19 protein-coding genes and 2 riboswitches are annotated in these 26,577 nt (G+C 63.0%); of the genes, 11 read left to right on the top strand and 8 right to left on the bottom strand.

The genetic code is table 11. The features are described from left to right. Positions 1 to 31 precede the first annotated feature (31 nt). On the top strand, positions 32 to 1,057 hold the full coding sequence (sohB, locus tag GV819_RS20165) for a protease SohB (RefSeq protein WP_161757802.1): 1,026 nt from the start codon (positions 32 to 34) through the stop codon (positions 1,055 to 1,057). 185 nt (positions 1,058 to 1,242) lie between these two features. Here sohB and GV819_RS20160 read toward each other — a convergent pair whose 3' ends face one another. Then, the gene (locus GV819_RS20160) at positions 1,243 to 1,737 is read right to left on the bottom strand and encodes a DUF934 domain-containing protein (RefSeq protein ID WP_161757801.1); all 495 of its coding nucleotides are present in this window, start codon (positions 1,735 to 1,737) and stop codon (positions 1,243 to 1,245) included. Continuing rightward, complete coding sequence (locus tag GV819_RS20155) at positions 1,721 to 3,379, bottom strand: nitrite/sulfite reductase (protein ID WP_161757800.1); 1,659 nt, start codon at positions 3,377 to 3,379, stop codon at positions 1,721 to 1,723. Before GV819_RS20155 ends, GV819_RS20160 begins: the two co-directional genes overlap by 17 nt. Positions 3,380 to 3,973: 594 nt before the next feature. On the opposite strand from GV819_RS20155, the gene GV819_RS20150 reads away from it, so the two are divergent. Further along, complete coding sequence (locus tag GV819_RS20150) at positions 3,974 to 5,059, top strand: ABC transporter substrate-binding protein (protein WP_161757901.1); 1,086 nt, start codon at positions 3,974 to 3,976, stop codon at positions 5,057 to 5,059. 7 nt (positions 5,060 to 5,066) lie between these two features. Here GV819_RS20150 and GV819_RS20145 read toward each other — a convergent pair whose 3' ends face one another. Together GV819_RS20145 and metH are read right to left on the bottom strand one after the other, a co-directional pair. Continuing rightward, the gene (locus GV819_RS20145; protein WP_015636084.1) at positions 5,067 to 5,288 is read right to left on the bottom strand and encodes a DUF2970 domain-containing protein; all 222 of its coding nucleotides are present in this window, start codon (positions 5,286 to 5,288) and stop codon (positions 5,067 to 5,069) included. Between the two features lie 152 nt (positions 5,289 to 5,440). After that, positions 5,441 to 9,151, bottom strand: coding sequence for a methionine synthase (gene metH, locus GV819_RS20140; protein WP_161757799.1), 3,711 nt, complete (start codon positions 9,149 to 9,151; stop codon positions 5,441 to 5,443). Between the two features lie 153 nt (positions 9,152 to 9,304). Here metH and GV819_RS20135 point away from each other — a divergent pair, with 153 nt between their 5' ends. Then, on the top strand, positions 9,305 to 11,596 hold the full coding sequence (locus tag GV819_RS20135; RefSeq protein ID WP_161757798.1) for a fatty acid cis/trans isomerase: 2,292 nt from the start codon (positions 9,305 to 9,307) through the stop codon (positions 11,594 to 11,596). Positions 11,597 to 11,739: 143 nt separating this feature from the next. Next, positions 11,740 to 12,324, top strand: coding sequence for a Fe-S biogenesis protein NfuA (gene nfuA / locus GV819_RS20130; RefSeq protein WP_161757797.1), 585 nt, complete (start codon positions 11,740 to 11,742; stop codon positions 12,322 to 12,324). Positions 12,325 to 12,608: 284 nt separating this feature from the next. Here nfuA and cobM read toward each other — a convergent pair whose 3' ends face one another. From cobM to GV819_RS20110, 4 genes are all read right to left on the bottom strand, one after another. Continuing rightward, positions 12,609 to 13,355, bottom strand: coding sequence for a precorrin-4 C(11)-methyltransferase (cobM, locus tag GV819_RS20125; RefSeq protein ID WP_161757796.1), 747 nt, complete (start codon positions 13,353 to 13,355; stop codon positions 12,609 to 12,611). Between the two features lie 82 nt (positions 13,356 to 13,437). Continuing rightward, positions 13,438 to 13,854: a cobalamin biosynthesis protein gene (locus GV819_RS20120; RefSeq protein WP_161757795.1), complete on the bottom strand. Its 417-nt coding sequence runs from the start codon at positions 13,852 to 13,854 to the stop codon at positions 13,438 to 13,440. Next, entirely contained in the window at positions 13,851 to 14,552 is a 702-nt protein-coding gene (locus GV819_RS20115; RefSeq protein WP_161757794.1) for a CbtA family protein, read from the bottom strand. Before GV819_RS20115 ends, GV819_RS20120 begins: the two co-directional genes overlap by 4 nt. A gap of 11 nt (positions 14,553 to 14,563) precedes the next feature. Beyond that, on the bottom strand, positions 14,564 to 14,755 hold the full coding sequence (locus GV819_RS20110; RefSeq protein WP_161757793.1) for a CbtB domain-containing protein: 192 nt from the start codon (positions 14,753 to 14,755) through the stop codon (positions 14,564 to 14,566). 97 nt (positions 14,756 to 14,852) lie between these two features. Beyond that, a riboswitch (cobalamin riboswitch) is annotated at positions 14,853 to 15,075 on the bottom strand. 191 nt (positions 15,076 to 15,266) lie between these two features. Beyond that, positions 15,267 to 15,491, top strand: a riboswitch (cobalamin riboswitch). A gap of 97 nt (positions 15,492 to 15,588) precedes the next feature. On the opposite strand from GV819_RS20110, the gene cobW reads away from it, so the two are divergent. From cobW to GV819_RS20075, 7 genes are all read left to right on the top strand, one after another. Next, on the top strand, positions 15,589 to 16,659 hold the full coding sequence (gene cobW / locus GV819_RS20105; RefSeq protein WP_161757792.1) for a cobalamin biosynthesis protein CobW: 1,071 nt from the start codon (positions 15,589 to 15,591) through the stop codon (positions 16,657 to 16,659). A 3-nt stretch (positions 16,660 to 16,662) separates the two neighbouring features. Beyond that, positions 16,663 to 20,436, top strand: coding sequence for a cobaltochelatase subunit CobN (gene cobN, locus GV819_RS20100; protein WP_161757791.1), 3,774 nt, complete (start codon positions 16,663 to 16,665; stop codon positions 20,434 to 20,436). A 132-nt stretch (positions 20,437 to 20,568) separates the two neighbouring features. Beyond that, the gene (locus tag GV819_RS20095) at positions 20,569 to 21,576 is read left to right on the top strand and encodes an ATP-binding protein (RefSeq protein ID WP_161757790.1); all 1,008 of its coding nucleotides are present in this window, start codon (positions 20,569 to 20,571) and stop codon (positions 21,574 to 21,576) included. A gap of 53 nt (positions 21,577 to 21,629) precedes the next feature. Beyond that, positions 21,630 to 22,238 (top strand): vWA domain-containing protein, encoded by a 609-nt coding sequence (locus GV819_RS20090; protein WP_161757900.1) that lies wholly within the window; start codon positions 21,630 to 21,632, stop codon positions 22,236 to 22,238. Between the two features lie 181 nt (positions 22,239 to 22,419). Beyond that, a complete protein-coding gene (locus GV819_RS20085) occupies positions 22,420 to 24,066 on the top strand; it encodes a phospholipase D-like domain-containing protein (protein WP_161757789.1) in 1,647 nt (548 codons plus the stop codon). 133 nt (positions 24,067 to 24,199) lie between these two features. Further along, the gene (locus tag GV819_RS20080; RefSeq protein ID WP_161757788.1) at positions 24,200 to 25,777 is read left to right on the top strand and encodes a tyrosinase family protein; all 1,578 of its coding nucleotides are present in this window, start codon (positions 24,200 to 24,202) and stop codon (positions 25,775 to 25,777) included. Between the two features lie 5 nt (positions 25,778 to 25,782). Continuing rightward, a complete protein-coding gene (locus tag GV819_RS20075) occupies positions 25,783 to 26,514 on the top strand; it encodes a DUF2182 domain-containing protein (protein ID WP_161757787.1) in 732 nt (243 codons plus the stop codon). The last annotated feature ends 63 nt before the right edge of the window (positions 26,515 to 26,577 follow it).

Genomic DNA, 26,577 nt, shown 5'->3' with positions numbered 1-26,577 from the left:
GTTGGCAGCGGTCCATGTTTGAGGAGTCCCTGTGGAGTTTTTTGCCGAATACGCCAGTTTCCTGGCCAAGACCGTGACCTTGGTGGCCGCCATCCTGGTGGTGCTGATCACCGCCGCTGCGCTGCGCAGCAAGGGCCGGCGCAAGGGTACCGGGCAGCTTCAAGTCAGCAAGCTGAATGATTTCTACAAGGACCTGCGTGAGCGCCTGGAGCAGAGCCTGCTGGACAAGGATCAACTCAAGGCCTTGCGCAAGGCCCAGGGCAAGAGCGAGAAGAAGCAGAAGAAGCAACCCGCCGAGGTCAAGTCCCGAGTGTTCGTATTGGACTTCAATGGCGATATCAAGGCTTCGGCGACGGAAGGCTTGCGCCATGAGATTACCGCCTTGTTGAGCCTGGCCACACCCAAGGATGAGGTAGTGCTGCGCCTGGAAAGCGGTGGCGGCATGGTCCACAGCTATGGTCTGGCGTCGTCGCAACTGGCGCGTATCCGCCAGGCCGGGGTGCCGCTGACGGTGTGCATCGATAAGGTCGCGGCCAGCGGCGGCTACATGATGGCCTGTATCGGCGAGAAAATTATCAGTGCGCCGTTTGCCATCCTCGGTTCCATCGGTGTGGTGGCGCAGCTGCCCAACGTCAATCGCCTGCTGAAGAAGCACGATATCGATTTCGAAGTGCTCACCGCCGGCGAGTACAAGCGCACCCTGACGGTGTTTGGCGAAAACACCGAGAAGGGCCGGGAGAAGTTCCAGGAAGACCTGGACGTGACCCATCAATTGTTCAAGAACTTCGTATCGCGTTATCGCCCGCAACTGGCCATTGATGAAGTGGCTACCGGTGAAGTCTGGCTGGGTGTGGCGGCGCAGGAAAAACTGCTGGTGGACGAGTTGCAGACCAGCGACGAATACCTGGCGGACAAGGCCAAGAGCGCCGAGGTCTTCCACTTGCACTATGCCGAGCGCAAGAGCCTGCAGGAGCGCGTGGGGCTGGCGGCCAGCGGGTCCATCGACCGTGTGCTGCTGACCTGGTGGAGTCGCCTGACCCAGCAGCGCTTCTGGTAACCCCGCTGGCCTTGTAGAAGCCGGCTTTGTAGGAGCTGGCTTGCCAGCGAAGGCGGTCGCAAGGTTTGTGCAAGGTTCGAAGGCCCCTTCGCCGGCAAGCCGGCTCCTACGGTCGGAGGGAGAGGCGGATACAAAAAAGCCCTGAACCGGGAGACCGGTTCAGGGCTTTTTGTTGGCGCTTGGAATTAGCGACGACGGAACAGCGGCAGCGGTTCGTCGGTGGCGGCCTGGTAAGTCACCGAGAAGTCCTTGAGGCTTTCCAGGGCTTCGTACGGGTCCTTGTCGGCTCGCAAGGCATAGGCGTCGAAGCCGCAGCGGTGCAGGTAGAACAGTTGGTCGCGCAGCACGTCGCCAATTGCCCGCAATTCGCCTTTGTAGCGATAACGGTCGCGCAGCAGGCGGGCGTTGGAGTAGTTGCGGCCATCGGTGAAGGCCGGGAAGTTCAGGGCAATGACCTGGAACTGGTCAACGTCGTCGCCGATCTCTTCCGCTTCTTCATCCGCATCCAGCCACACACCCAGGCCGCCGTCGCGGGCCTTGAGGGCGTGAGCATGCTCGCGCCACAGGGCCAGCGGCACGATCAGGTCGTCGCAGTTGGAGATGCCGTCGAGGGTCGAATCCTTGGGCAGCAGGTGCCAGGTTTCGTCGATGACCTCGTTGTTCTTAATGATTCGCTGCATAGACGCGCTCCTTGAAGAGGTCGATGCCAATACGTTGGTAGGTGTCGATGAAGCGCTCGTCTTCAGTGCGTTGTTCGACGTACACATCGATCAGCTTGGAGATTACGTCGGGCATGGCGTCCTGGGCGAAGGACGGGCCGAGGATCTTGCCCAGGCTGGCATCACGGCTGGCACTGCCGCCCAGGGACACTTGATAGAACTCCTCGCCTTTCTTGTCGACACCGAGGATGCCGATGTGGCCGACGTGGTGGTGACCACAGGCATTCATGCAGCCGGAGATGTTCAAGTCCAGTTCGCCGATGTCGAACAGGTAGTCCAGGTCGTCGAAGCGACGTTGGATGGACTCGGCAATCGGGATCGACTTGGCGTTGGCCAGGGAGCAGAAGTCGCCCCCCGGGCAGCAGATGATGTCGGTCAGCAAGCCGATGTTCGGCGTAGCGAAGCCGTTTTCACGCAACTCGCCCCAGAGGGTGAACAGTTGGCTTTGCTCGACGTCGGCGAGAATCACGTTCTGTTCATGGGAGGTGCGCAGCTGGCCAAAACTGTAGCGCTCGGCCAGGTCGGCGATGGCGTCGAACTGTTTGTCGGTGGCATCCCCCGGTGCTACGCCGGTAGGCTTGAGCGACAGGGTCACGGCAACATAACCCGGCTTCTTGTGGGCCAGGGTGTTGCGTACGCGCCAGCGGGCAAAACCCGGGTGCTCCTGGTCAAGAGTCGCAAGCTCGGCGTCCTGATTGCTCAGGGACTGGTAGTCCGGATCGACGAAATGCTTGGCCACGCGATGCACTTCGGCCTCGGTCAGGGTGGTCTGGCCGCCTTTCAGGTGGACCATCTCGGCGTCGACCTTTTCGGCGAACACTTCGGGGGTCAGGGCCTTGACCAGGATCTTGATCCGCGCCTTGTACTTGTTGTCACGACGACCGTAGCGGTTGTAGACCCGCAGGATCGCATCGAGGTAGCTCAACAGGTCCTGCCACGGCAGGAACTCGTTGATGAAGGCACCGACCACCGGGGTACGGCCCAGGCCGCCACCGACCAGCACACGGAAACCCAGCTCGCCGGCGGCGTTGTACACCGGCTCCAGGCCAATGTCGTGGACTTCGATGGCCGCACGGTCAGAGGTCGAGCCGTTGATGGCGATCTTGAACTTGCGCGGCAGATAGGCGAACTCGGGGTGGAAGGTGGTCCACTGGCGGACGATCTCGCACCAGGGGCGCGGGTCGATCAGTTCGTCCGCAGCAACACCGGCGAACTGATCGGTGGTGACGTTGCGCAGGCAGTTGCCGCTGGTCTGGATCGCGTGCATCTGCACGGTGGCCAGTTCGGCGAGGATGTCCGGCACGTCTTCCAGGGCCGGCCAGTTGAACTGTACGTTCTGCCGGGTGCTGATGTGCGCATAGCCCTTGTCGTAGTCGCGGGCGATCTTGGCCATCATCCGCGCTTGGCGCGAAGTCAGCTGGCCATAGGGCACGGCGACCCGCAGCATCGGGGCAAAACGTTGGATATAGAGGCCATTCTGCAGGCGCAGGGGGCGGAATTCTTCTTCGCTCAGCTCGCCTGCCAGATAGCGTCGGGTCTGATCACGGAACTGCTTGACGCGGTCCTCGATGATCCGCTGATCGTACTCGTCGTATACGTACATATAGGTCCAGTTCTCAGGCTACAGGTGGCACAAGAGCGCACTTGGCAAATACTGCGGTGAACAGGTTCTTCAGGGCGTTTGAACTGCAGTCAATCGCGGCTTGTTGCCGGTTTCACCTCGTCCTGCCTTGGTTCACGCTCAACCCCACCCATGTAAGCAAATCTGCGCGCACGGCCGCGCACTCCCATCGGAGCCGCCGAACGATACCAGTTTGCGGTTATGCGCAAAAGTGATGTTTGAGTATATGCAAAGAACCAAAACGACTAACGGTAGGGGGTTGTGAGTACCCACATTTGTGATGGGGGCAATCCTGGGCTTAACTGTGATCTGTCTTTGAGCAGTCACCCACAAAATCTATTAGAGGCGATGCTATGAGTCATCCAACCAAGGTTAGGAAAAGTGACAGCAGTGTTGATGCTTGGGCCATTCTCTTTCTGATCATACTGGTCGTGGGTACGGCCGTGTTTTGGGTCAGCCACCAGTAGTCCCGGGATAAAAAGAGCCTGGATTGTCGGACAATCCTGACAATTTGACGCCGTTGGCCAGTATTTTGCCAGTTATACTACCCGGGATAATTCTGGGGCTCTTTTCGTGATGTTCAAGGTTCTGTGCAAGTGTCTGTTGTGGCTCAGCCTGCCGTTTTGGGCGACAGCTCAGGCGACGTCGGTGGTGTTTCTCAACCCGGGCAATTCGACGGAAATTTTCTGGGTCAGTTATTCGCAATTCATGCAGGCCGCGGCCCGGGATCTGGGAATGGACCTGCATATTCTGTATGCCGAGCGCAATCCGCAAAATACCCTTGACCAGGCTCGGGAGCTATTCCAGGCGGCCACGAAGCCCGATTACCTGATCTTGGTGAACGAGCAATATATCGCGCCGCAAATCCTGCGATTGTCCCAAGGCTCCGGGATCAAGCTGTTTATCGTCAACAGCCCTTTGACCGAGGACCAGCGTGAGTTGATCGGGCAGAGCCAGCACAGCTATTCCGACTGGATGGGCAGCATGGTGGGTAACGACGAAGAGGCCGGTTATCGGATGCTCAAGGAGTTGCTGCGCAAGCACGGACCGGTGCCCGAAGGCCAGTCAATCGACTTGCTGGCGTTCTCCGGCCTCAAGGTCACGCCCTCGGCGCAGTTGCGCGAGCAGGGCCTGCGCCGTGCCTTGGCCGAGCACCCGCAAGTGCATTTGCGTCAGTTGGTCTATGGCGAGTGGAGTCGTGAACGCGCTTACCGGCAGGCGGAACAATTGCTCCGGCGTTATCCGCAAACCCAACTGGTCTGGTCGGCCAACGATGAAATGGCCTTGGGGGCCATGCGTGCGGCCCGGGAGTTGGGACGCAAGCCTGGCGTGGACCTGCTGTTCAGCGGGGTCAACAGCTCGCCCGAGGCTTTGCAGGCATTGATCGATGGGCAGTTATCGGTGCTGGTCGCGGGGCATTTCACCCTGGGTGGCTGGGCCATGGTGGCGCTCCACGATGATGCTCTGGGGCTGGATGCCAAGCGTTTGGGCGGCCCGGATTGGCAGTTGTCGTTGTTCCAATCGTTGACCCTCACCCAGGCGCAGCAACTGCTGCGGATGGGCGATCAGGTGGGCGCCAAGGTCGATTTTCGCAAGCTGTCCGCCCAAGGCAAGCCAGACAGCTATCGTTATCCCTTCGGTCTGCAGCTGCTGCTGCGATAAGGCCGACTCAGACCCCGGCCAGGTGCATCGCCAGATTGGCAATGCCCAGCAGGACCAGGACGAACAGGGTGGTAAACAGAATGCCCAGCACAATGAAGTGACTGGGCTTGCCGTGGCTGAAGTCGCGGGCGCGGTTTTTCCCGCTTTGCACGCCGAAGGCTGCAGCCAGCACGCTTTGCAGCATCTGCAGGAAGGTCGGAGGTTGATTGTCCTTGCTTGGATCGTCCATAAATCCCTCGACACGGTTGAGTGTCAACAGAGCATAGACAATGCCGCCAGGGGCGGTTGGCTTGCCAGCGAAGGTGCCTTGAGATCACCTTCGTCGGCAAGCCGGTTCCCGCTCCTACAGCGGCGCGACCGGCGGTACGGCGCTTTCTGTTATCAGTTGTCGTAGCCCAGGTTCGGTGCCAGCCAGCGTTCGCTCACGGCCAGGTCCTGGCCTTTGCGCTCGGTGTAGCTCTGCACCTGGTCCTTGTCGACCTTGCCTACGGCAAAGTACTGCGCCTGCGGATGGGCGAAGTACCAGCCGCTGACCGCCGCCGCCGGGAACATGGCGTAGTGCTCGGTCAGGAATACGCCGCTGCGCCCGGCTTTGTATTCGCTGGCTTCAGGGTCGAGCAGGGTGAACAAGGTGCTCTTTTCGGTGTGATCAGGGCAGGCCGGATAGCCCGGGGCTGGGCGGATACCGCTGTACTGCTCCTTGATCAGCGCTTCGTTGTCCAGCGTCTCGTCCTTGGCATAACCCCAGTAATCTTTACGTACCTGCTGGTGCAGCCACTCGGCGCAGGCTTCGGCCAAGCGGTCGGCCAGGGCCTTGACCATGATCGAGTTGTAGTCGTCGCCGGCGTCCTGGTAGGCCTTGGCCACTTCCTCGGCGCCGATCCCGGCGGTGGTGATAAAGCCACCCACGTAGTCGGTGATGCCGCTGTCCTTGGGGGCCACGAAGTCAGCCAGGGAGAAGTTCGGCTTGCCGTCGGTCTTGATGATCTGCTGGCGCAGGTGATGCAGGCGCGCCAGTGGCTGGCCGTCCTCGCCGTAGACTTCCAGGTCGTCGTCCTGCACCTGGTTGGCTGGCCAGAAACCGAAGACTGCGCGGGCGCTGATGAGTTTTTCATTGATCAGCTTGTCGAGCATTTCCCGAGCGTCCTGGTACAGCGCCGTAGCCGCTTCACCCACCACTTCGTCTTCGAGAATGCGCGGGAACTTGCCGGCCAGGTCCCAGGAGATGAAGAACGGCGTCCAGTCGATGTATTCGGCCAGGACCTTGAGGTCGATGTTGTCCAGCACCTTGGCCCCGGTGAAGGTCGGTTTGACTGGCGCGTAGGTGCTCCAGTCGAACTGTGGCTTCTTGGCGATGGCCGCGGGGTAGCTCAGGCGCTCGGTACGGGCGCTGCGATTGGCGGTACGCTCGCGCACCTCGATGTATTCCAGGCGGGTTTTCTCGACGAAACCGGCCTTGAGTTCCTTGGACAGCAGCTGCGTGGCCACACCCACGGCGCGGGAGGCGTCGGTGACGTAGATCACCGCGTCGTTGCTGTACTTGGGCTCGATCTTCACTGCGGTGTGGGCTTTGGAGGTGGTGGCGCCACCGATCATCAGCGGCAGGTGGAAATCCTGGCGCTGCATTTCACGGGCGACGTGGACCATTTCGTCCAAAGACGGGGTGATCAGCCCGGAAAGGCCGATGATGTCGCATTTCTGCTCCTTGGCGACCTGCAGGATCTTCTCTGCCGGCACCATCACCCCCAGGTCGACGATGTCGTAGCCGTTACAGCCCAGCACCACGCCGACGATGTTCTTGCCGATGTCGTGCACGTCGCCCTTGACCGTGGCCATGAGGATCTTGCCCTTGGCTTCCGGCTTGTCGCCTTTTTCCAGCTCGATGAACGGGATCAGGTGGGCCACGGCCTGCTTCATGACCCGGGCGGATTTCACCACCTGGGGCAGGAACATTTTGCCGGCGCCGAACAGGTCGCCAACGATGTTCATGCCAGACATCAGCGGGCCTTCGATCACCTCGATCGGACGGGCGAACGACTGGCGTGACTCTTCGGTGTCTTCGACGATATGCGTGGTGATGCCTTTGACCAGGGCGTGCTCGAGGCGCTTGTTGACCTCCCAGCTGCGCCACTCTTCGGTCTCGGCTTCCTTGACGCTGCCATCGCCCTTGTACTTGTCGGCGATGGCGAGGAGGGCGTCGGTGCCTTCCGGGGTGCGGTTGAGGATCACGTCCTCCACGGCGTCACGCAGTTCCTGTGGGATCTGGTCGTAGATCTCCAGCTGGCCGGCGTTGACGATGCCCATGGTCAGGCCGTTGCGGATCGCATACAGCAGGAACACCGAGTGGATCGCCTCGCGCACCGGGTTGTTGCCGCGGAACGAGAACGACACGTTGGACACGCCACCGGAGGTCAGCGCATAGGGCAGTTCATCGCGGATGTAGGCGCAGGCATTGATGAAATCCACGGCGTAGTTGTTGTGTTCCTCGATCCCGGTGGCCACGGCGAAGATGTTCGGGTCGAAGATGATGTCTTCCGGTGGGAAGCCCACTTCGTTGACCAGGATGTCGTAGGAGCGCTTGCAGATTTCCTTCTTGCGCGCCTCGGTGTCGGCCTGTCCGCTTTCGTCAAAGGCCATCACCACCACGGCGGCGCCATAGCGCTTGCACAGTTTGGCGTGATGAATGAACTGCTCGACACCTTCCTTCATGCTGATGGAGTTGACGATGCCCTTGCCCTGGATGCATTTCAGGCCGGCTTCGATCACTTCCCACTTGGAGGAGTCGATCATGATCGGCACGCGAGAGATGTCCGGTTCACCGGCGATCAGATTGAGGAAGGTCACCATGGCCTTCTTCGAATCCAGCATCCCTTCGTCCATGTTGATGTCGATGACCTGGGCGCCAGCTTCCACCTGCTGCAGGGCGACTTCCAGGGCCTCGGTGTAGTTGTCCTCGCGGATCAGTCGGGCAAAGCGTGCGGAGCCGGTGATGTTAGTCCGTTCGCCGACGTTGACGAACAATGAACTGCGATCGATGGTGAAGGGCTCCAGGCCCGACAGGCGGCAGGCCTTGGGGATGTCGGGAATCTGCCGTGGCGCATAGCCGGCCACAGCCTTGGCGATTGCCCCGATATGCCCCGGCGTGGTGCCGCAGCAACCGCCGACGATGTTGAGGAAGCCGCTCTGGGCGAATTCTTCGATGACCTTGGCGGTTTGTTCCGGCAGTTCGTCGTATTCGCCGAATTCGTTGGGCAGGCCGGCGTTGGGGTGCGCCGAGACGTGGGTGCTGGCCTTGTTCGACAGCTCTTCCAGGTAAGGGCGCAGTTCGCTGGCGCCGAGGGCGCAGTTCAGGCCTACCGAAATCGGCTTGGCGTGGGCCACGGAGTTCCAGAACGCCTCGGTGGTCTGCCCGGACAGGGTGCGGCCGGAGGCGTCGGTGATGGTCCCGGAAATCATGATCGGCAGCTCGACGCCCAGTTCCTCGAACACGCCCTGCACGGCAAAGATCGCCGCCTTGGCGTTGAGGGTGTCGAAGATGGTTTCGATCAGGATCAGGTCGGCGCCGCCCTCGATCAGGCCCTTGGTGGCCTCGGTGTAGTTTTCCACCAGTTGATCAAAGGTGACGTTGCGATAGCCAGGGTTGTTGACGTCCGGCGACAGCGAGCAGGTACGGCTGGTCGGGCCCAGTACACCGGCGACGAAACGTGGCTTGTCCGGGTTCTCCAGGGTCTTGGCGTCGGCCACCTTGCGCGCCAGTCGTGCGCCCTCTACGTTTAATTCGTAGGCCAGTTCTTCCATGCCGTAATCGGCCATGGAAATGCGCGTGGCGTTGAAGGTGTTGGTTTCCAGGATATCGGCGCCGGCATCCAGATAGGCTTTTTCGATGCCACCGATCACGTCCGGACGGGTGATCACCAACAGGTCGTTGTTGCCCTTGACGTCGCTGGGCCAATCGGCGAAACGCTTGCCACGGTAGTCCTGTTCTTCGAGCTTGTAGCTCTGGATCATGGTGCCCATGCCGCCATCAAGAATCAGAATGCGCTCTTTGAGGGCTTGCTGGAGAGCGTTGAGGCGAGCACTGCGGTCAGACATGAGAACTACCTGGTAGGGCCATTACGAAGGGCGTGGATCATAGCAAACCTGCATGCTTTTGTAGCATGCGGGGGTTTTGCATGAATATCGCTCATGTTGGTCGGCGGGCGAGACCGGTAGAATCGCGGCGTTTTTTACTTTCGGGACAGGGACATGCCGTATCGTTTTGTCGTCAGCAGCGTGCTGCTGCTATTGAGTTCACTGTGCATGGCCCAAGGTCCGGCGCCGGCTATTTCCTACACCCGCGATATCCAGCCGATTTTCACCGAGAAATGCGTGGCCTGTCATGCCTGCTACGACTCCGCCTGTCAGCTCAACCTGGGCAGCGGCGAGGGTGCCGGTCGCGGCGCTTCGAAGATCCCGGTCTACGACGGCGAGCGCAGCAAAGCCCAGGCGCCGACCCGGTTGTTCTACGACGCCTTCGGCAAGGCTGCCTGGCAGCACAAGGACTTCTATTCGGTACTCGATGCCCAGGGTAGCCAGGCTGCGCTGATGGCGCGGATGCTCGAGTTGGGGCACCGCACGCCGCTGCAGCCCAACGCCAAGCTGCCGAGTGAGATCGCCCTGGGCCTGAGCCGGGAGAACATGTGCGCACAACCGGCGGAATTCGATGGCTACGCCAGCGCCCATCCGAAAGAAGGCATGCCCCTGGCCGTGACCGGTCTTACCGACCAGCAGTACCAGACCCTGCAACGCTGGTTGGCCTCGGGGGCGCCGATCGACGAACAGGCCCTGGCCCCCAGTGCCCGGGAAAGCCTGCAAGTGGCCCAGTGGGAAAACCTGCTCAACGCTCCCGGTGCCCGGGAAAGCCTGGTGGCGCGCTGGCTCTTCGAGCATTTGTTCCTCGCCCATATCTATTTTGAAGGCGGCGAGCCGGGGCACTTCTTCCAGTGGGTGCGTTCGCGTACCCCCAGCGGCCAGCCGATTGACCTGATCAACACCCGGCGCCCCAACGATGACCCGGGCACCCAGGTGTATTACCGCCTGTGGCCGGTGCAAGGGGTGATCGTGCACAAGACCCACATCACCTATGCGCTGAGCGCGGCGAAGATGGCCCGGGTCAAGACCCTGTTCTACAGCGGCGACTGGCAGGTCAACGCCTTGCCGGGCTACGGGCCGGCGCGCCGGGCCAACCCGTTCGAGACGTTCGAGGCGATTCCGGCCAAGGCCCGCTACCAGTTCATGCTGGATAACGCCGAGTATTTCGTGCGCACCTTTATCCGTGGCCCGGTGTGCCGCGGGCAGATCGCTACCGATGTGATTCGTGACAACTTCTGGGCACTGTTCCAGGCGCCGGAGCACGACCTGTACATCACCGACCCGGCGTATCGCGGCCAGGCCACGCCGTTGCTGGCGATGCCCGGGCAAAACGATGATGTCGGCAGTGTGCTCAGCCTGTGGCTGTCCTATCGTGACAAGCGCAATGAGTACGAGGCCCTGCGCCGCGACTTCTATGCCGACTCTCCGGCACCCAGCTGGTCGTCCCTGTGGGCCGGCAACGACAACGCATTGCTGAGTATCTTCCGCCACTTCGACAGCGCCTCGGTGACCAAGGGCCTGATCGGCGAAGTGCCGCAGACGATGTGGCTGTTCGACTACCCGTTGCTGGAGCGCACCTACTATCAGTTGGCGGTGAACTTCGACGTGTTCGGCAACGTTTCCCACCAGGCCCAGACCCGTTTGTATTTCGACCTGATCCGCAACGGCGCGGAGCAGAACTTCCTGCGCCTGATGCCGGCCGGTACCCGCGAAGACTTCCTCGACGATTGGTACCAGAACAGCGGCAAGTTCAAGATGTGGCTGGATTACGAGTCCATCGACGACGACAAGCGCAGCGCCCTGAAACTCGACCTCAAGGACCCGAAGAGGGACTTTGCCAATCAGTTGCTGGCCCGCTATGGCGACCTCAACGCCAAGCCGGATCCGATCAACCGCTGTACCGGTGCCTACTGCTCGCGGCCCAATATCGACCCGGCGCTGCAGGATGCCGAACAGGCCCTGAGCCGCCTGACCTCGCGCCCGGCGGCGGGGCTCAAGGTCATCGAGCAGTTACCGGAAGCGACCGTGCTGCGGGTCCAGGCCGCGAGCGGCAAGCGCGAGTTCTACAGCATGCTGCGCAATCGCGCCCACAGTAACGTGGCCTTCCTGCTTGGCGAGTCACTGCGTTACCAGCCGGGCCTGGACACCCTGACCATCTTCCCGGGCATCCTCAGCAGCTACCCGAACTTCATGTTCAATGTGCCGGCCGAGCAAGTGCCGGATTTTGTCCAGGCCATGCAAGAGGCCAGGGATCCGGCGAGCTTCGAGAAAATCGTCGAGCGCTGGGGCATCCGTCGCAGTCATCCGCAGTTTTGGCAGTACTTCCACGACCAGACCCGCTACTTGCAGGAAACCGACCCGGTGGAAGCCGGGGTCATGGACATGAACCGTTACGAGAACCTTTGATATAGAGCCGTTATCCGTCCTCGGCCCGCGCCTCGGCAGGGCCCGGGGACGCTCTATACCAAGGTCTATCCCGACAAAAATACTAGGACTTTGTCAGCGGCGTCGATTGGCGTAAACTGCGCCCACGTCTGCGAGGAACCACCATGAGCGCCATAACCATTACCGACGCCGCCCACGATTATCTGGCTGATCTGCTATCCAAGCAGAACACCCCGGGGATTGGCATCCGCGTTTTTATCACCCAGCCAGGGACTCAGTACGCCGAGACCTGCATCGCCTATTGCAAGCCGGGCGAAGAAAAACCCGAAGACAAGGCCCTGGGTCTGAAAAGCTTCACCGCCTACATCGATGCCTTCAGTGAGGGTTTTCTCGATGACGCGGTGGTCGACTACGCCACCGACCGCATGGGCGGCCAGCTGACCATCAAGGCGCCCAACGCCAAAGTGCCGATGGTCAACGCCGACAGCCCGGTCAACGAGCGCATCAACTACTACCTGCAAACCGAGATCAACCCGGGGCTGGCCAGCCACGGCGGCCAGGTCAGCCTGATCGACGTCGTCGAGGACGGCATTGCCGTTCTGCAGTTCGGTGGCGGTTGCCAGGGCTGCGGCCAGGCGGATGTGACCTTGAAGGAAGGCATCGAGCGCACCCTGCTCGAGCGTATTCCCGAGCTCAAGGGCGTCCGCGACGTCACCGACCACACGCAGAAAGAAAACGCCTACTACTAAGGCGTTCGCTGCGAGATAAAAAACGGCGCCCCGTGAGCGCCGTTTTTTTATGCCTGCTGTGCCCAACAAATCGGCCTAGGAGCCGGCTTGCCGGCGAAAGGGCCCTTGAGCCTTGTGCTGCCGGTGAGAACGCGTTCGCTAGCAAGCCAGCTCCTGCAGGGCGTTACCGGGAAGGCATCCAACCCTGTAGGAGCCGGCTTGCCGGCGAAAGGGCCCCTGAGACGTACGCCAATATCGAGATCGCCTTCGCTGGCAAGCCAGCTCCTACGGGAGGTCAGGTGGGCTCAGGGGCGATAGAGGTGCGCATGCCCGGCGCGGTACAGGGAGGATTCGCTAAATGCATCGGTGGCCAAGACCCGGCCCACCAGAATCAGTGCCGTACGCCGGAAGCCCTTGGCGGCGACCCTCTCGACAATGTCCGCGAGGGTGCCCAGCACCCAATCCTGGTCGGGCCAGGTAGCGCGGTGCACCACCGCAATCGGGCAGTCGGCGCCGTAGTGGGGCAGCAGTTCGGCAACGATCTTCTGCAGATGGTTGACCCCAAGATGAATCGCCATGGTCGCTCCATGGGCTGCGAGGCTGGCGAATTCTTCGCCGGCGGGCATCGCGGTCTTGTCGGCATAGCGGGTGAGAATCACGCTCTGAGACACGTCCGGCAATGTCAGCTCGGCCCCCAGCAGTGCGGCGCAGGCGGCGGTGGCGGTGACCCCGGGAATGACTTCGAAGGGAATGTCCAGCTCCCGCAGGTAACGGATCTGCTCGCCGATGGCGCCGTACAGGCTTGGGTCGCCGGAGTGCACCCGGGCCACATCCTGGCCTTGGGCGTGAGCCTCCTTGATCGCTTCGATGATCTGTTCAAGGTGCAGTTCGGCGCTGTTGATCAGTCGCTGCGCACAGTGGCCTTCGAGTACCGCCTCGGGCACCAGGGAGCCGGCATAGATGATCACCGGGCAGCGATGGATCAGACGCTGGCCCTTGACGGTGATCAGTTCCGGATCGCCGGGACCGGCACCGATGAAATAGACAGTCATGGCTGTGTCCTGTGAAAAAAGGGCGGGAGCACGGCTTCAGATGAAGATTGCTCATGATCAAGGGCGGGGATTATCGGGGATTTTACTGGCAAGCGGCCAATGCCAGGGTGGCCTGGGCGTATTTTTGTCGGGGGATCAACAGTTTGGCCGTGCCTGGATGCAGTTGTTCGGCCAGGGCCAGGGCTGCGCTTTCGGCAACGCCGTAGCAGCCGGTACGCTCGAAGGCGATCTGCGAACGATGGCTCAGGCGCAGGGCATAAGGTGCCAGTTGCGTGCTGCTGAAGCAGGTCAGCGGCAGTTCCAACTGTGCGGCCAGTTCCAGCAGGCCGGGCTCGGCCTGTTTCAGGTCGATGCTGGCCAGGGCGAGGACTTGCTGCGAGTCGATGCGATGGGCCTGCAGTACCTGATCGAGCAGCGCGCGCAGCGTGGTCGCCGGGCAGCCTTTCTGGCAACCCAGGCCGACCACCAGCAGGGTCGGCGCTGCGCGCATCTCGATCATGCCGAGTATTGATCCGTGTTCTTGCGCCGGAACAACCAGGCGCTGATCAGGCCCAGGGCCAGCCAGAACGCGGCGTTGGTCAATTGCGAGGCGATCTTGAACTGCGCCTCCAGGGCTTCTGGCGCGAGCATCGAGTGCACTTCAGGCTGGGGCGCACCGATCACGTGAGGCACGGCGATGATGGCCGCGCCCAACAGCTTCAGCAGCCAGTTCTGGGCAAACACGATCAGCGCGATACCGGCGGCGGTGGACGCGGCAGTGCCGACCCACCAGACCTGGCGCTGCACCAGATCGGCGGCGGCGGTCCCTGGCAACTCCGGTGGCAGGCCCAGGGTTGGCGCCAGGCAGAAGGTCGCGTAGCCGGCCAGGCCCCAGAGCAGCCCCTGGGATGTGCGGTTGGGCGCACGCAGGGTGTAGAGGCCGGCGAGCATCAGGGCGAAGCCGACGGCCACCACCAGGTTGCCACCGGTGGTGGACAGCACGCGCTGCCAGCCATCTTCCGGCTCCCAGGCTTGGGCATCGTGGGTGTGGCCGGCCATGGCGCCTTCGGCGTGTTCATGGACTTCGGCGGCTGGGGCCTTCTCAAAGGTTTCCGCCTGCAGGATCAACGGGGCGACCCAGAAGCTTTGCAGCAGGGTCAGCAGCAGGGCGGCCAGGAGCCCGGTGAAACCTGCGGTTTGCGCAATACGCTTGATCATTTCGGCAGGTCTCAGTGGCAAGGGAAAGCAGCGCTGTGACGGGTATCGTGAGCGGCGTTGTGCACCGCTTCGATATGCGAGAAACCGGCGAAATACACCAGGCAGGCACCGAGAATCGAGGCCCCGATGGCGGCCACCAGGCGCTGGCTCAGAGTGGCGGTGCTGCTGGCGGAATGGCTGCTGGTGCTGCTGATGATCGACATGGCGCTTCCCTTTGGAGTGTCAGCGGGGGAGTTGCGCAGCAAAACCCCGCGTGACAGCCACGCAGGGTTTGCAACAGCGCCCGCCCACCGCGGGTTTGTTATTTGTGTGTCGCGGGCCGGTCTCCGGGCTGGCGAGGGGCAGGGCCTGGGCCTTGCCTGCAAGTGTCGCCTTCCCATGCCCAGGGCACAGTGGATCTGACACTTCGCTCGCTTACCGTTGCGGGGGCAGCACCGGACTGGTCACGACTTTGGAGTAAAGCACGTGATTCACCGGTTTCCCGTTTCACCCTGTAAAGGGCACCCGTAACAAGTTGTGTAGGAGATCATGGGCGGGGGAGCGTCGTCAATTGCCAGTCTTTCTCAGTTGTGCCGCGGGTGCAGACACTGGCTGGCCAGCCAAAGGCGCCGGGAGATTGTCGACGCCAGCCAGTCGGCTCCTGCCATGCCCCGGCCCACAAGGGCCGCGGGTATTTGCCTGTGCATTGTCGATTGACCGCCCCCCGCGCTCTGCGTAGCCTTGCGCGTTCGAGGTTCTTCGGCCAGCGGTCGAAGCTAAGAAGGGAACGCGGTCGATGCCGCGGCTGCCCCCGCAACTGTGAAGGGTTTGATTGCTGCAAGGCCACTGCATGGGCGTTCTGGACGCTTGCGGGAAGGCGCAGCAAGCGTCGGTCGCCAGTCCAAGGACTGGCACCGGCAGACCCTCAGCCAGGAGACCTGCCTCGACCCAAGATTCTCACTACAACCGGGCGGGGTGATCCGGTGGCGAATTCTCCGCGCGCCCGATGCTGCGGTCCTCGTCCCGTATGCCCGCCACCTTTGCCAAGGGGCATCCGATGAAAACACTGGCCAAACTTCCTGTCACCATCGTCACCGGCTTCCTTGGTTCGGGTAAGACCACCTTGCTGCGGCACATGCTGGACAACGCCCAGGGTCGGCGCATTGCGGTGATCGTCAACGAGTTCGGCGAGCTGGGCATCGACGGCGAGATCCTCAAGCAGTGTGCCATCGGTTGCACCGAGGAAGAGGCCAGCGGCCGAGTCTACGAACTGGCCAACGGTTGCCTGTGCTGCACCGTGCAGGAAGAATTCTTCCCGGTCATGCGTGAACTGGTGGCGCGCCGTGGCGATCTGGACCACATCCTCATCGAAACCTCCGGCCTGGCCCTGCCCAAGCCCCTGGTACAAGCCTTCCAGTGGCCGGAAATCCGCAGTGCCTGCACCGTGGACGCGGTGATCACCGTGGTCGACAGCCCGGCCGTGGCCGCTGGCACCTTCGCCGCCTTCCCCGATCAAGTGGATGCCCAGCGCAAGCTGGACCCGAACCTGGACCACGAGTCGCCGCTGCATGAGCTGTTCGCCGACCAACTGTCCAGCGCCGACCTGGTGATCCTCAACAAGACCGACCTGATCAATCCTGAAGACCTGGCCCGGGTGCGCCTGGAAGTCGCTGAAGAGCTGCCGCCGGCGGTCAAGGTCATCGAAGCCAGCAGCGGCCGCCTGCCACTGGATGTGTTGTTGGGCCTGGGTGTTGGCTCCGAGGAGCACATCGACAGCCGCCACAGCCACCACGATCACCACCATGATGGCGACGACGATCATGACGACCACGATCACGATGCCTTCGACTCGATCTCCATCGAGCTGCCCCAGGCCGACGAAAGCCTGCTGCTGGATGCCCTGACCCAGCTGGTGGTCAAGCACGGCATCCTCCGGGTCAAAGGTTTTGCCGCGATCCCCAACAAGCCGATGCGCTTGCTGATCCAGGGTGTGGGCACGCGTTTCGACAAGCACTTCGATCGCAAGTGGGGTGCCGACGAAGCCCGGACCACGCGCCTGGTGCTGATCGGCCAGGAACTGGATGCCGTCCAGCTGGAAGCGCAACTGCGCGCTGCCCTTAGCGTCTAAGCCATGCACCTGCTCAGGACCCAGCCCGGCGGATTCGTCTCGGATGACAACATTGCCGACCTTGGCCAAACCCCCGCCGAGCTGGTGATCCTCTGCAGTGGCGATTCCAGTCTGGCGCTGCTGGCGGACGCCGCCGAGCAGCTGCCCGAGGATTTCCCCAGTTTCCGCCTGGCCAACCCGATGCAGGTGCAGAACCACGCCTCGGTGGACCTGTATGTCGAGCAGGTGCTGCAGCACGCCAAGATCATCCTGATTTCCCTGCATGGCGGCATCGCCTATTGGCGCTACGGCGTCGAGCGGTTGGTGGCGCTGTCCCAGCGCGGGGTGCAACTGATCCTGGTGCCGGGAGACGACCGCCCGGACCCGGAACTCAGCGACCTGAGCACGGTGCCGGCCATTGAGCGTGACCGCCTCTGGCATTACCTGCGCCAGGGCGGGCGCGACAATGCCTTGAATTTCTACCGTTGCCTGGCCAGCGGCCTGCCGGGGCGCGACTACTCCTGGAGCGAGCCGCAAAGCCTGCCACGCACGGCGATCTACCACCCGCACAAGAGCCACGCCACCCTGGACGACTGGCAAGCCGATTGGCAGCCCGGACACGCGGTGGCGGCGGTGCTGTTCTACCGCTCGCACCTGCAAGCGGCCAACACCGGCTTCATCGACCTGTTCTGCCAGCGCTTGCAGGCGGCGGGACTCAACCCTTTGCCGCTGGCCGTGGCCAGCCTCAAGGAAGCGGGCTGCCTGAGCCAGGTCGAGGAGTGGCTGGATCAAGCCGCTGCCGGGGTGATCCTCAACACCACCGGCTTTGCCCAGTCCAGCCCCGAAGCCCCGCACCTGCGGCCGTTCCGGCGCAATATCCCGGTGATCCAGGCCATCTGCGCTCAGGATAACGAGCCGGGCTGGCGTGACAGCGAGCAGGGCCTGGGCCCGCGGGACCTGGCCATGCACATCGCCTTGCCGGAACTGGACGGACGGATCATCAGCCGGCCCATCAGCTTCAAGGACCTGGCCTGGCGCAGCGAGCGCAGTCAGTCGGATGTGGTCTGCTATCGGGGCCAGCCCGAGCGCATGGATTTCGTCGCCCAACTAGCCCGTCGCTGGGTCGAGCTGGGGCGCCTGGACAACGGGCAAAAGCGCATCGCCCTGATCTTGGCCAACTACCCGACCCGGGACGGGCGGATCGGCAACGGCGTCGGCCTGGATACTCCAGCGGCCGCGCTGAATATCCTCAAGGCCCTGCACGCCGAGGGTTACCCGCTGCCGGACGAGCTGCCCGGCAGCGGCACCGAGCTGATTCAGCAATTGCTCGGTGGCGTCAGCAACGACCTGGACAGCCTCGATCAGCGCCCGTGCCAGCAAAGCCTGGCACTGGACGCCTATCAGGCAATGTTCCAGGCGCTGCCCGAGGCCAACCGACAGGCGGTGCTGGAGCGCTGGGGCGCGCCGCAGCAGGACCCGATGTTCCGCAATGGACGGATGATGATCGCCGGGCTGCGTTTTGGCCTGACCTTCGTCGGCATCCAGCCGGCCCGGGGCTACCAGGTGGACCCCAGCGCGGTCTACCACGACCCGGACCTGGTGCCGCCCCACGCTTACCTGGCGTTCTACTTCTGGCTGCGCCAGACCTACGGCGCCCACGGGCTGATCCACGTTGGCAAGCACGGCAATCTGGAGTGGCTGCCGGGCAAGGGCGTCGGCCTTTCGCAAACCTGCTGGCCGGATGCGCTGCTGGGCCCGCTGCCGAATGTCTACCCGTTCATCGTCAACGATCCGGGGGAGGGCGCCCAGGCCAAGCGTCGGACCCAGGCGGTGATCATCGACCACTTGATGCCGCCGTTGACCCGGGCCGAAACCTACGGCCCGTTGCGCAACCTGGAGCTGTTGGCGGACGAATACTACGAAGCCCAGCTGCTTGACCCACGGCGTGCCCGGGAGCTGCAGCGGGACATCCTGCAACTGGTGCGCGAGACCCATATCGACCGCGAGTTGCAGCTCGACGAGCAACTCGACAGCGACGCCGACGCAGCCATCTGGCTGCCGCGCCTGGACACCTACCTGTGCGACCTCAAGGAATCGCAGATCCGCGATGGCCTGCATGTGTTCGGCGAATCCCCCACTGAGCGCTTGCGCATCGACACCTTGCTGGCCTTGCTGCGGATTCCCCGGGGCGATGGCAAGGGCCAGCATGCAAGCCTGTTGCGGGCCCTGGCCAAGGCTTTCGAGCTGGGCTTCGATCCCCTGGACTGTGCTCTCGCCGAACCCTGGACCGGACGCCGTCCGCTGCCGTTGCAAGCGCTCAGCGATGCCCTGTGGCGCACTGCCGGCGACGTGCGTGAACGCCTGGAACTGTACGCCGCGCAGTTGATCGAGACGGCGCTCCAGGGCCCGGTAGTGCAACTGGACGAACCTGGCTGGGAGCCGGTGCAAATCATCATCGACGCGTTGCGCGAAGTCGTGGCGCCGCGCCTGGACGCCTGCGGCCCGGCGGAGATGCGCGGTCTGCTGGACGCCCTGAGCGGGCGTTTCGTCCCCGCCGGCCCCAGCGGCGCACCGAGCCGTGGGCGCCTGGACGTGCTGCCCACCGGGCGCAACTTCTACTCGGTGGATGTGCGCAACCTGCCCACCACCACCGCCTGGCGCATCGGCTTCCAGTCGGCCAGCCTGATTCTCGAGCGCCACCTGCAGGACCACGGCGATCACCTGCTGCAGCTGGGCCTGTCGGTCTGGGGCACTGCCACCATGCGCACGGGCGGCGACGACATCGCCCAGGCCATGGCGCTGATGGGCGTGCGCCCGGTCTGGGCCACCGGCAGCCAGCGCGTGGATGATTTCGAGATTCTGCCCCTGAGCCTGCTGGACCGGCCCCGGGTCGACGTGACCCTGCGGGTCTCCGGATTCTTTCGCGACGCCTTCGCCAACCTGATCCGCCTGTTCGATGCGGCAGTGCAGGCAGTCGCGGCCCTGGACGAACCCGAGGAACTCAACCCTCTGGCCGCTCGGGTCCGCGCCGAGCGTGAAACCCTGATCGCCTCCGGTCTGGACCCAGAAGCCGCGGGCCGTCAGGCCGGCTGGCGAATCTTCGGCGCCAAGCCCGGTGCCTATGGCGCCGGGGTCCAGGGCGCGATTGACGGCCGCCTGTGGCAGAGCCGTGAAGACCTGGCCGAGATCTACCTCAACTGGGGCGGCTACGCCTATGGCGGCAGCGACGAAGGCACCGCCGCCCGCGAGCAGTTCGCCACGCGCCTGAGCCAGGTGCAGGCGGTGCTGCAGAACCAGGACAACCGCGAACACGACCTGCTGGATTCCAACGACTACTACCAATTCCAGGGCGGCATGCTGGCGGCGGTGGAAAGCCTCAGCGGCGCCAAGGCCGCCAGCTACCATGGCGATCACAGCCAGCCTGACCTGCCGAAGATTCGCAGCCTCAAGGAGGAGTTGAACCGGGTGATCCGTTCCCGGGCGGCCAATCCGAAGTGGATCGAAGGGGTCAAGCGCCACGGCTACAAGGGCGCCTTCGAAATGGCCGCGACCCTGGACAACCTGTTCGCCTTCGACGCCACCACCGAGCTGATCGATGATCACCAGTACGCCTTGCTGGCGGATGCTTATCTGCTGGACGACTCGACCCGCGAGTTCGTCCGCCAGCATAATCCCCACGCCTTGCGGGACATGACCGAGCGCTTGCTGGAGGCCCAGCAGCGTGGTCTGTGGCAGGAGCCTGGCGACTACCGCGAAGCTCTGGAAAACCTGTTGCTGGATATTGAAGAAGATTCCTGAGGCGGCGAGTGCTGCGCACACGATCGCTAGCCAGCTCGCTCCTACAGGGCCGGCATTGCTGTTGTAGGAGCGAGCTTGCTCGCGAAAACGTCCTCCCGGACACCCCCGACCCGACCCAAGCGAGACCCCGACATGAGCGACACCCCACATTTCCCGCTGTCCGCCGTGGTCGGCGCCGATGCCTTGAAACTGGCCCTGTGCCTGACGGCCATCGATCCGAAGATCGGCGGCGTGCTGATCGAAGGCCCGCGTGGCATGGCCAAGTCGACCCTGGCCCGGGGCCTGGCGGACTTGCTGGCCAGCGGGCAGTTTGTCACCTTGCCCCTGGGCGCCACGGAAGAGCGCCTGGTCGGCACCCTGGATCTGGATGCCGCCCTGGGCGAGGGCCGGGCGCAGTTCTCCCCGGGGGTACTGGCCAAAGCCGACGGCGGCGTGCTCTACGTCGATGAGGTCAACCTGCTGCCGGATCACTTGGTGGACCTGCTGCTGGACGTGGCCGCCAGCGGCACCAACCTGATTGAGCGCGACGGCATTTCCCACCGCCACTCGGCGAAATTCGTACTGATCGGCACCATGAACCCGGAAGAGGGTGAACTGCGTCCGCAGCTGCTGGACCGCTTCGGCCTCAACGTCGCCCTCAGTGGTCAGACGGCCCCTGTGGAACGTGGGCAGATCATCCGCCGGCGCCTGGATTTCGACAGCGACCCTGAAGGGTTCTGCGCTCAGTGGGCCGACGCCCAGGCTGCGCTGCGTGAGCGTTGCCAGCAGGCACGTGGCGCCCTGGTACATATCCCGCTGGACGATCAGAGCCTGGCCCTGATCACCGAGCGCTGCTTCGCCGCCGGAGTCGACGGTCTGCGTGCCGACCTGGTTTGGTTGCGTGCTGCCCGAGCCCATGCCGCCTGGCGTGGGGCAGTGGCCATTGCCGAGGAAGATATCGAGGCGGTGGCCGAATTCGCCTTGCGCCATCGCCGTCGCGAGACGCCGCCCAGCGCCCCATCGTCGGGGCAGAGCCCGCAGGCGCCAGTCTCGTCGAACGCCAACCCGGGAGAAGGCCAGGGCCAGTGGGGCGAGATGCCGGCCCAGGCCCTGCCCATCGGTGCCCGCCGTGAAGTGCCCAGCTGGCCAAAAAAGCCTTAGGCATTCGCCCCCGAGCAGCCGCGGGGGTGGATGCCAAGCCCCGGGCGGGGCAGCTGGATCACGGTAGACAAGGCAAAAGCCGTGCAGCACGCCAAGGCCGGATCAACTGGCCAGGTACCTTGCTCAATGGCCGGCCACGGCAGCGCGAAGACTTGCTGTTTCACCTGCGCAGTCGCGCCCCTCATGAGCTGTGGCTGGTGATCGTCGACGCCTCGGCCTCGACCCGCCGGCACAGCGCCCTGAGCGACGCCAAGGGTCTGCTGGCGCAACTGTTCGATGATGCATACCGCCAGCGTGCGCGTCTGGCCCTGCTCACCGCCAGTGGTCGCGCGCCGCACTGGCAAGTGCAAGGCCTGAAGGCTTCCAAGGACCTGCGGCACTGGCTCGACGGCCTTGGTGCCGGCGGTGGCACGCCGCTGCCACAGGCCCTGAATGAGGCGGCGCAGTGGCTGGAACAGCGCCAACGACGCCTGCCGGCCGAGCAGCAGCGGGTGTTGCTGATCACCGATGGCCGCTTGAAAACCCTGCCAGCCCTGGCGGCGCTGAGCGCTCCGACCTTGTTGATCGATATCGAGCGCGGGCCGATCCGCCTGGGCCGCGCCCGGGAACTGGCGATTCTCCTCAACGCCGCCTACCAGCACCTCGACGTCCATACGCCCTGACTACCTCCCCGACACACCGCAGATCCCCCGTAGGAGCTGGCTTGCCAGCGAAAGCGTCCGGCCTGGCGGTGCAAGTCTCAAGGGCCTCTTCGCCGGCAAGCCGGCTCCTACAGGGATTTGCCTTGGCATGCCGGGGCGGGAAGCGACTACGCTTTGCGCTGTCTTTCACAGGAGTGACTTCATGCGCGTACTGGTGCGTAACGACAAGGACGATTTCCGGGTCAAGGCCTATGCCGGGACCAACGGCGTACTGCTGGCCATGGACCTGGATGCCAGCCGGCGCCAGGGCCTGCTGGGGTTTGCCATCGAGAAGCAGGTCGACAGCAAGCCCTGGTTGTTTCTGTTCAACAGCCTGACCTTCCCTGGCAAGGCCCACACCTTTCCCCAGTACAACGCCACCCCCAGCGATCTGGCGCCGTTGCAGAAGTTTCGCTGGGCCGACTACGCGGTTGACCCCGGCACCACCCTCAACTATCGGGTGCACCTGGTCTATGGCAGCAGCGATGCGCCGCAACTGACCGAGTCGTTGCAACTGAGCATCACCACCGACAACGGACTGCCGGTTGGGCAGCACGTGATCTTCAATCGCGCGGTGGCCGCCAGCCAGGCGTTCTCGCGCAAGTTTCCCGAGCTGGACGCGTTGCTCAGTGCCAACAAGGACCTGCCTATCGAGTCCTGGCCGGAGGCGCCCCGGCAGTGGCTGGAAAACGGCTTGTTGGAGCAACTGCTGGGGTTTATCCAGCGCGCCACGGACGCCAGTTGGAGCCTGGACATTGCCATCTACGAGTACCAGCTGCAGGCGATCATCGATGCGGTCAACGCCGCCTTCGATCGCGGCGTCCAGGTGCGGGTGCTGTACCATGCCGCCCCCGGGGACGCGGACACCACCCTCAACCAGGCCAGCCTGCAGCACCTGCCCGAGGCCAATAAACGCGGGCGGGTGACCCATGCGATCTTCCATGACAAGTTCATCGTCCTCAGCCGCCTCGATGCCAGCGGCCAACGCCAGCCTGCGGCGGTGCTGTGCGGCAGCACCAACTTCACCGCCAATGGGGTCTACCGCCAGGCCAACGTAGTCCACAGCCTCGACAATCCCGCGCTTGCCGCGCGCTACCTGCAGGTGTTCGAGCAGGTCTGGGCCAACCCGACGGATGTGGGCAGCACCCGCCAATGGCTGACCCAAAACAACCCCATGCAGCCGGATGTCGCGTTGTTCGCCGGGTTCTCCCCGCGCAGCGGCCAGGGCGATCTCAGCGAATTTGTCGAGATCATCAACGGTGCCCGTCGCGACCTGCTGTTCGTCACTGCCTTTGCCTTGCCCGACAGCATTCTCAATGCCTTGCTCGGCCAGCCTCATGACGATGTGTTGCGCTATGGCCTGCAAAACACCGCCAGCCGCATCACCGGTTTCCACGCCGACCGCACGGCCGAGTTTGCCGCCACCGCCTTGCTCAACAACGGCCTGGAAGGCTGGCTCAAGGAGGGGCTCAAGGGCCAGAAGGGCAACCTGTTGGTGCACACCAAGGCCATCGTCACCGATTTCACCAGCGAGGCTCCGGTGATCATCAGCGGCAGCCACAACCTCAGCGTCGGCGCCAGCCAGAGCAATGACGAGAATTTCCTGATCATTCGTGGCGATATTGATCTGGCGGACCGCTACGGCCTGGAACTGCTGCGTTTCTACGAGCACTACCGGTTCCGCTATTTCGCCAAGCAACTGGCCTTGAAGCAGGTGCAGCCGCTGGCGGTGGACGACAGTTGGAGCAACGATTACTACCTCGAGGGGGATCTACGCCAATTGTCGCGCCTGCGCTTTTCCGGGCGCTGAATGGTGCTGCTGAAAGTCTTGCCGCCGGTCCGCTTTTATTGGGGCGCAACAGGCAGATTGATATCACCTGATCTAGCGTTGCCAGCGGAGGAAATGCTTCCTCCGTAACGCGGTTTTATCAGGGAGATAGGCCATGGTTCATGTTCGGCGTGATGTCTGGAAGTTAACCGGCGATTGGGACGACACCTTGCTGTGGTACGCCAAGGCAGTCGGGGTGTTGCAGCAACGACCGATTACCGATCCCACCAGTTGGCGATTTCTCGCGGCGATCCACGGTTTCAACGAGCAGATGTGGAGAGATGCCGGTTACCTGAAGAAAGGCGAAAAGCTGCCCAGTTATGTCGAGCGCAAGCTGTATTGGAAGCAGTGCCAACATTCCAACTGGTTCTTTGTGCCCTGGCATCGCGGCTACGTTGTCTCCTTCGAGAAAATTGTCCGGGACGCGATCGTCAAGCTGGGTGGCCCGCAGGATTGGGCACTGCCTTACTGGAACTACAACGAGGGGCCGCAATCCTTGCAGTTGCCAGCCTGTTTTGCTGCCAGGACCTTGCCCCAGGGAGGAGGCCCCAACCCACTCTATGTCGAGCGTCGCTATGGTCCCGATGGCGACGGCAAGGTCGTGCTGGTTGCCGACCTGATCCAGCTCGGGTGCCTGGAGGACGCGGTGTTTGAAGGCGGTTACATGGGCAACCCGCCGGGATTTGGAGGCACCCCCAGCACATTTTCAGGGCATAAGAGTGGCATTCGCGGTGGCCTGGAGGCGCGTCCGCACAATATCGTCCATACCGAGGTGGGCGGCGAGGATCAGGTCACTCCTGTGCCTCCCGGTACAGAACCGGCCCAGGGCCTGATGAGTTTTCCGGAGACGGCGGCCCTGGATCCGATCTTCTGGTTGCACCATGCCAATATCGATCGTCTGTGGCAGGTCTGGCTGGACAGCAGCGCAGATCACCAGAACCCAGATGTAGCCGATTGGTATAACGGCCCGACCGGTTTGAACAGGGACTTTGTCGTACCCACCGTCAGCGGTCATCCGTGGAAATTCAAGGTGGCGCAAATGCTCGATACCCTGGCGCCCCAACTCGACTATCGCTATGACACCAGCGCTGCGCAGCAACCTGTCGTGCATCCGCTGCTGCGGCGCCTGACGCGCTTGGGGCTGGCGGCGGATCAAGTGCGGCAGTTCTCCAGCCAGGGGTTACTGATGAGCAATGACCAGAACAGTGAGTTGATCGGTGCCAACCACGCGCCCCTCGATCTCGTTGGCAATTCGGTACAGACCAGCGTGGTACTGGACAAGAGCAGCTCACAGAAGGTTTTCAACAGCTTGAAGTCGAACCTGCTTGTCGCCAACCTGACGCCGCCGGACCGGGTGTTCCTCAATCTGGAAAACATCCGCGGTAAACGTGATTCGATCGTGCTGCAGGTTTACATCAATTTGCCGCCAGGTGCCGATCCGGCCCTGCATCCGGAACTGCGTGCAGGCGTGCTGTCGTTGTTCGGCCTGTGCCAGGCCAGCCGCGCGGATGATGATCACGGTGGTCACGGCATCACCGAAGTGTTCGAAATCACCGACATCATCGATACCTTGCACTTGAACGGAATCACCTCTGCGGATCAGCTGAATATCCGTTTCATCTCCAAGACGCCGGTTCGCCCAGAGGATCAGGTGACGGTGTCACGGGTCAGCATCACTCGGTTGGGAGGCTGAAAGTCATGGGCACCTACCTGCAGCTGCTGGGGCGCGGTGTGGTCCCCTGGTTGCTGCTGGCCAGCCTGACCGGCTGGGGGTGGTTGCTGGGATCGAGCGCGATGCTCTCGATCCCGGCGTTCTGCGGCAGCTTGCCATTGGCCGGGTACGCTCTGGGATGGCAAGGGATCGAGCAGGCGCTGCTGTTCAATCCACCGGGGCAACTGTTGTTGGCTTGGCTCCTGATGCTGTTGGCGATGACTCCGCTGTTGCTGGTGCGGCCACTGGTGTACATCTGCCAGCGCAGCCTGCGGCGCCGGCGCTGGCAGGCAGTGCTGTTGTTTGTATTGGGCTTTGTCGCCGTCTGGACCTTGGTCGGGCTGTTGCTGATGAGCCTGGTGGTGGGCGCACAGGTCTGGCTCGGTCTGTCGGCCACTCAGAGCGTGACCGGTGCGGTGATCTTGAGCCTGTTGTGGCAGGCCTCGCCGGTCAAGCAGCACTGCCTTAACCAGTGTCATCGTCAACCGCGGATCTCGGCTTTTGGCATGGACTTCATTGGTGACTGCCTGGGCTTTGGGGTATCCACCGGAGGTTGGTGCGTGGGTTCTTGCTGGCCCCTGATGCTGTTGCCGATGCTGGCGCAGCAGGGGCATGTGGTGCTGATGCTGCTGTGCATGGTGTGGATGCTGTACGAACGCCTGCTACAGGCGCGACCAGTACGCTGGTACTGGCCGCTGGCAGTGCGCTGGCGTTCCTGAGCGTCGCTGCTGATCCTGTGCGGCGCCCGGTCCAGGGCTTCTTGCGGGCCGAGCGCCGCCTGG

This window comes from Pseudomonas sp. Fl5BN2 (genome assembly GCF_009908205.1).
GTDB lineage: Bacteria > Pseudomonadota > Gammaproteobacteria > Pseudomonadales > Pseudomonadaceae > Aquipseudomonas.
This window is presented reverse-complemented; position numbering and strand designations above follow the sequence as displayed.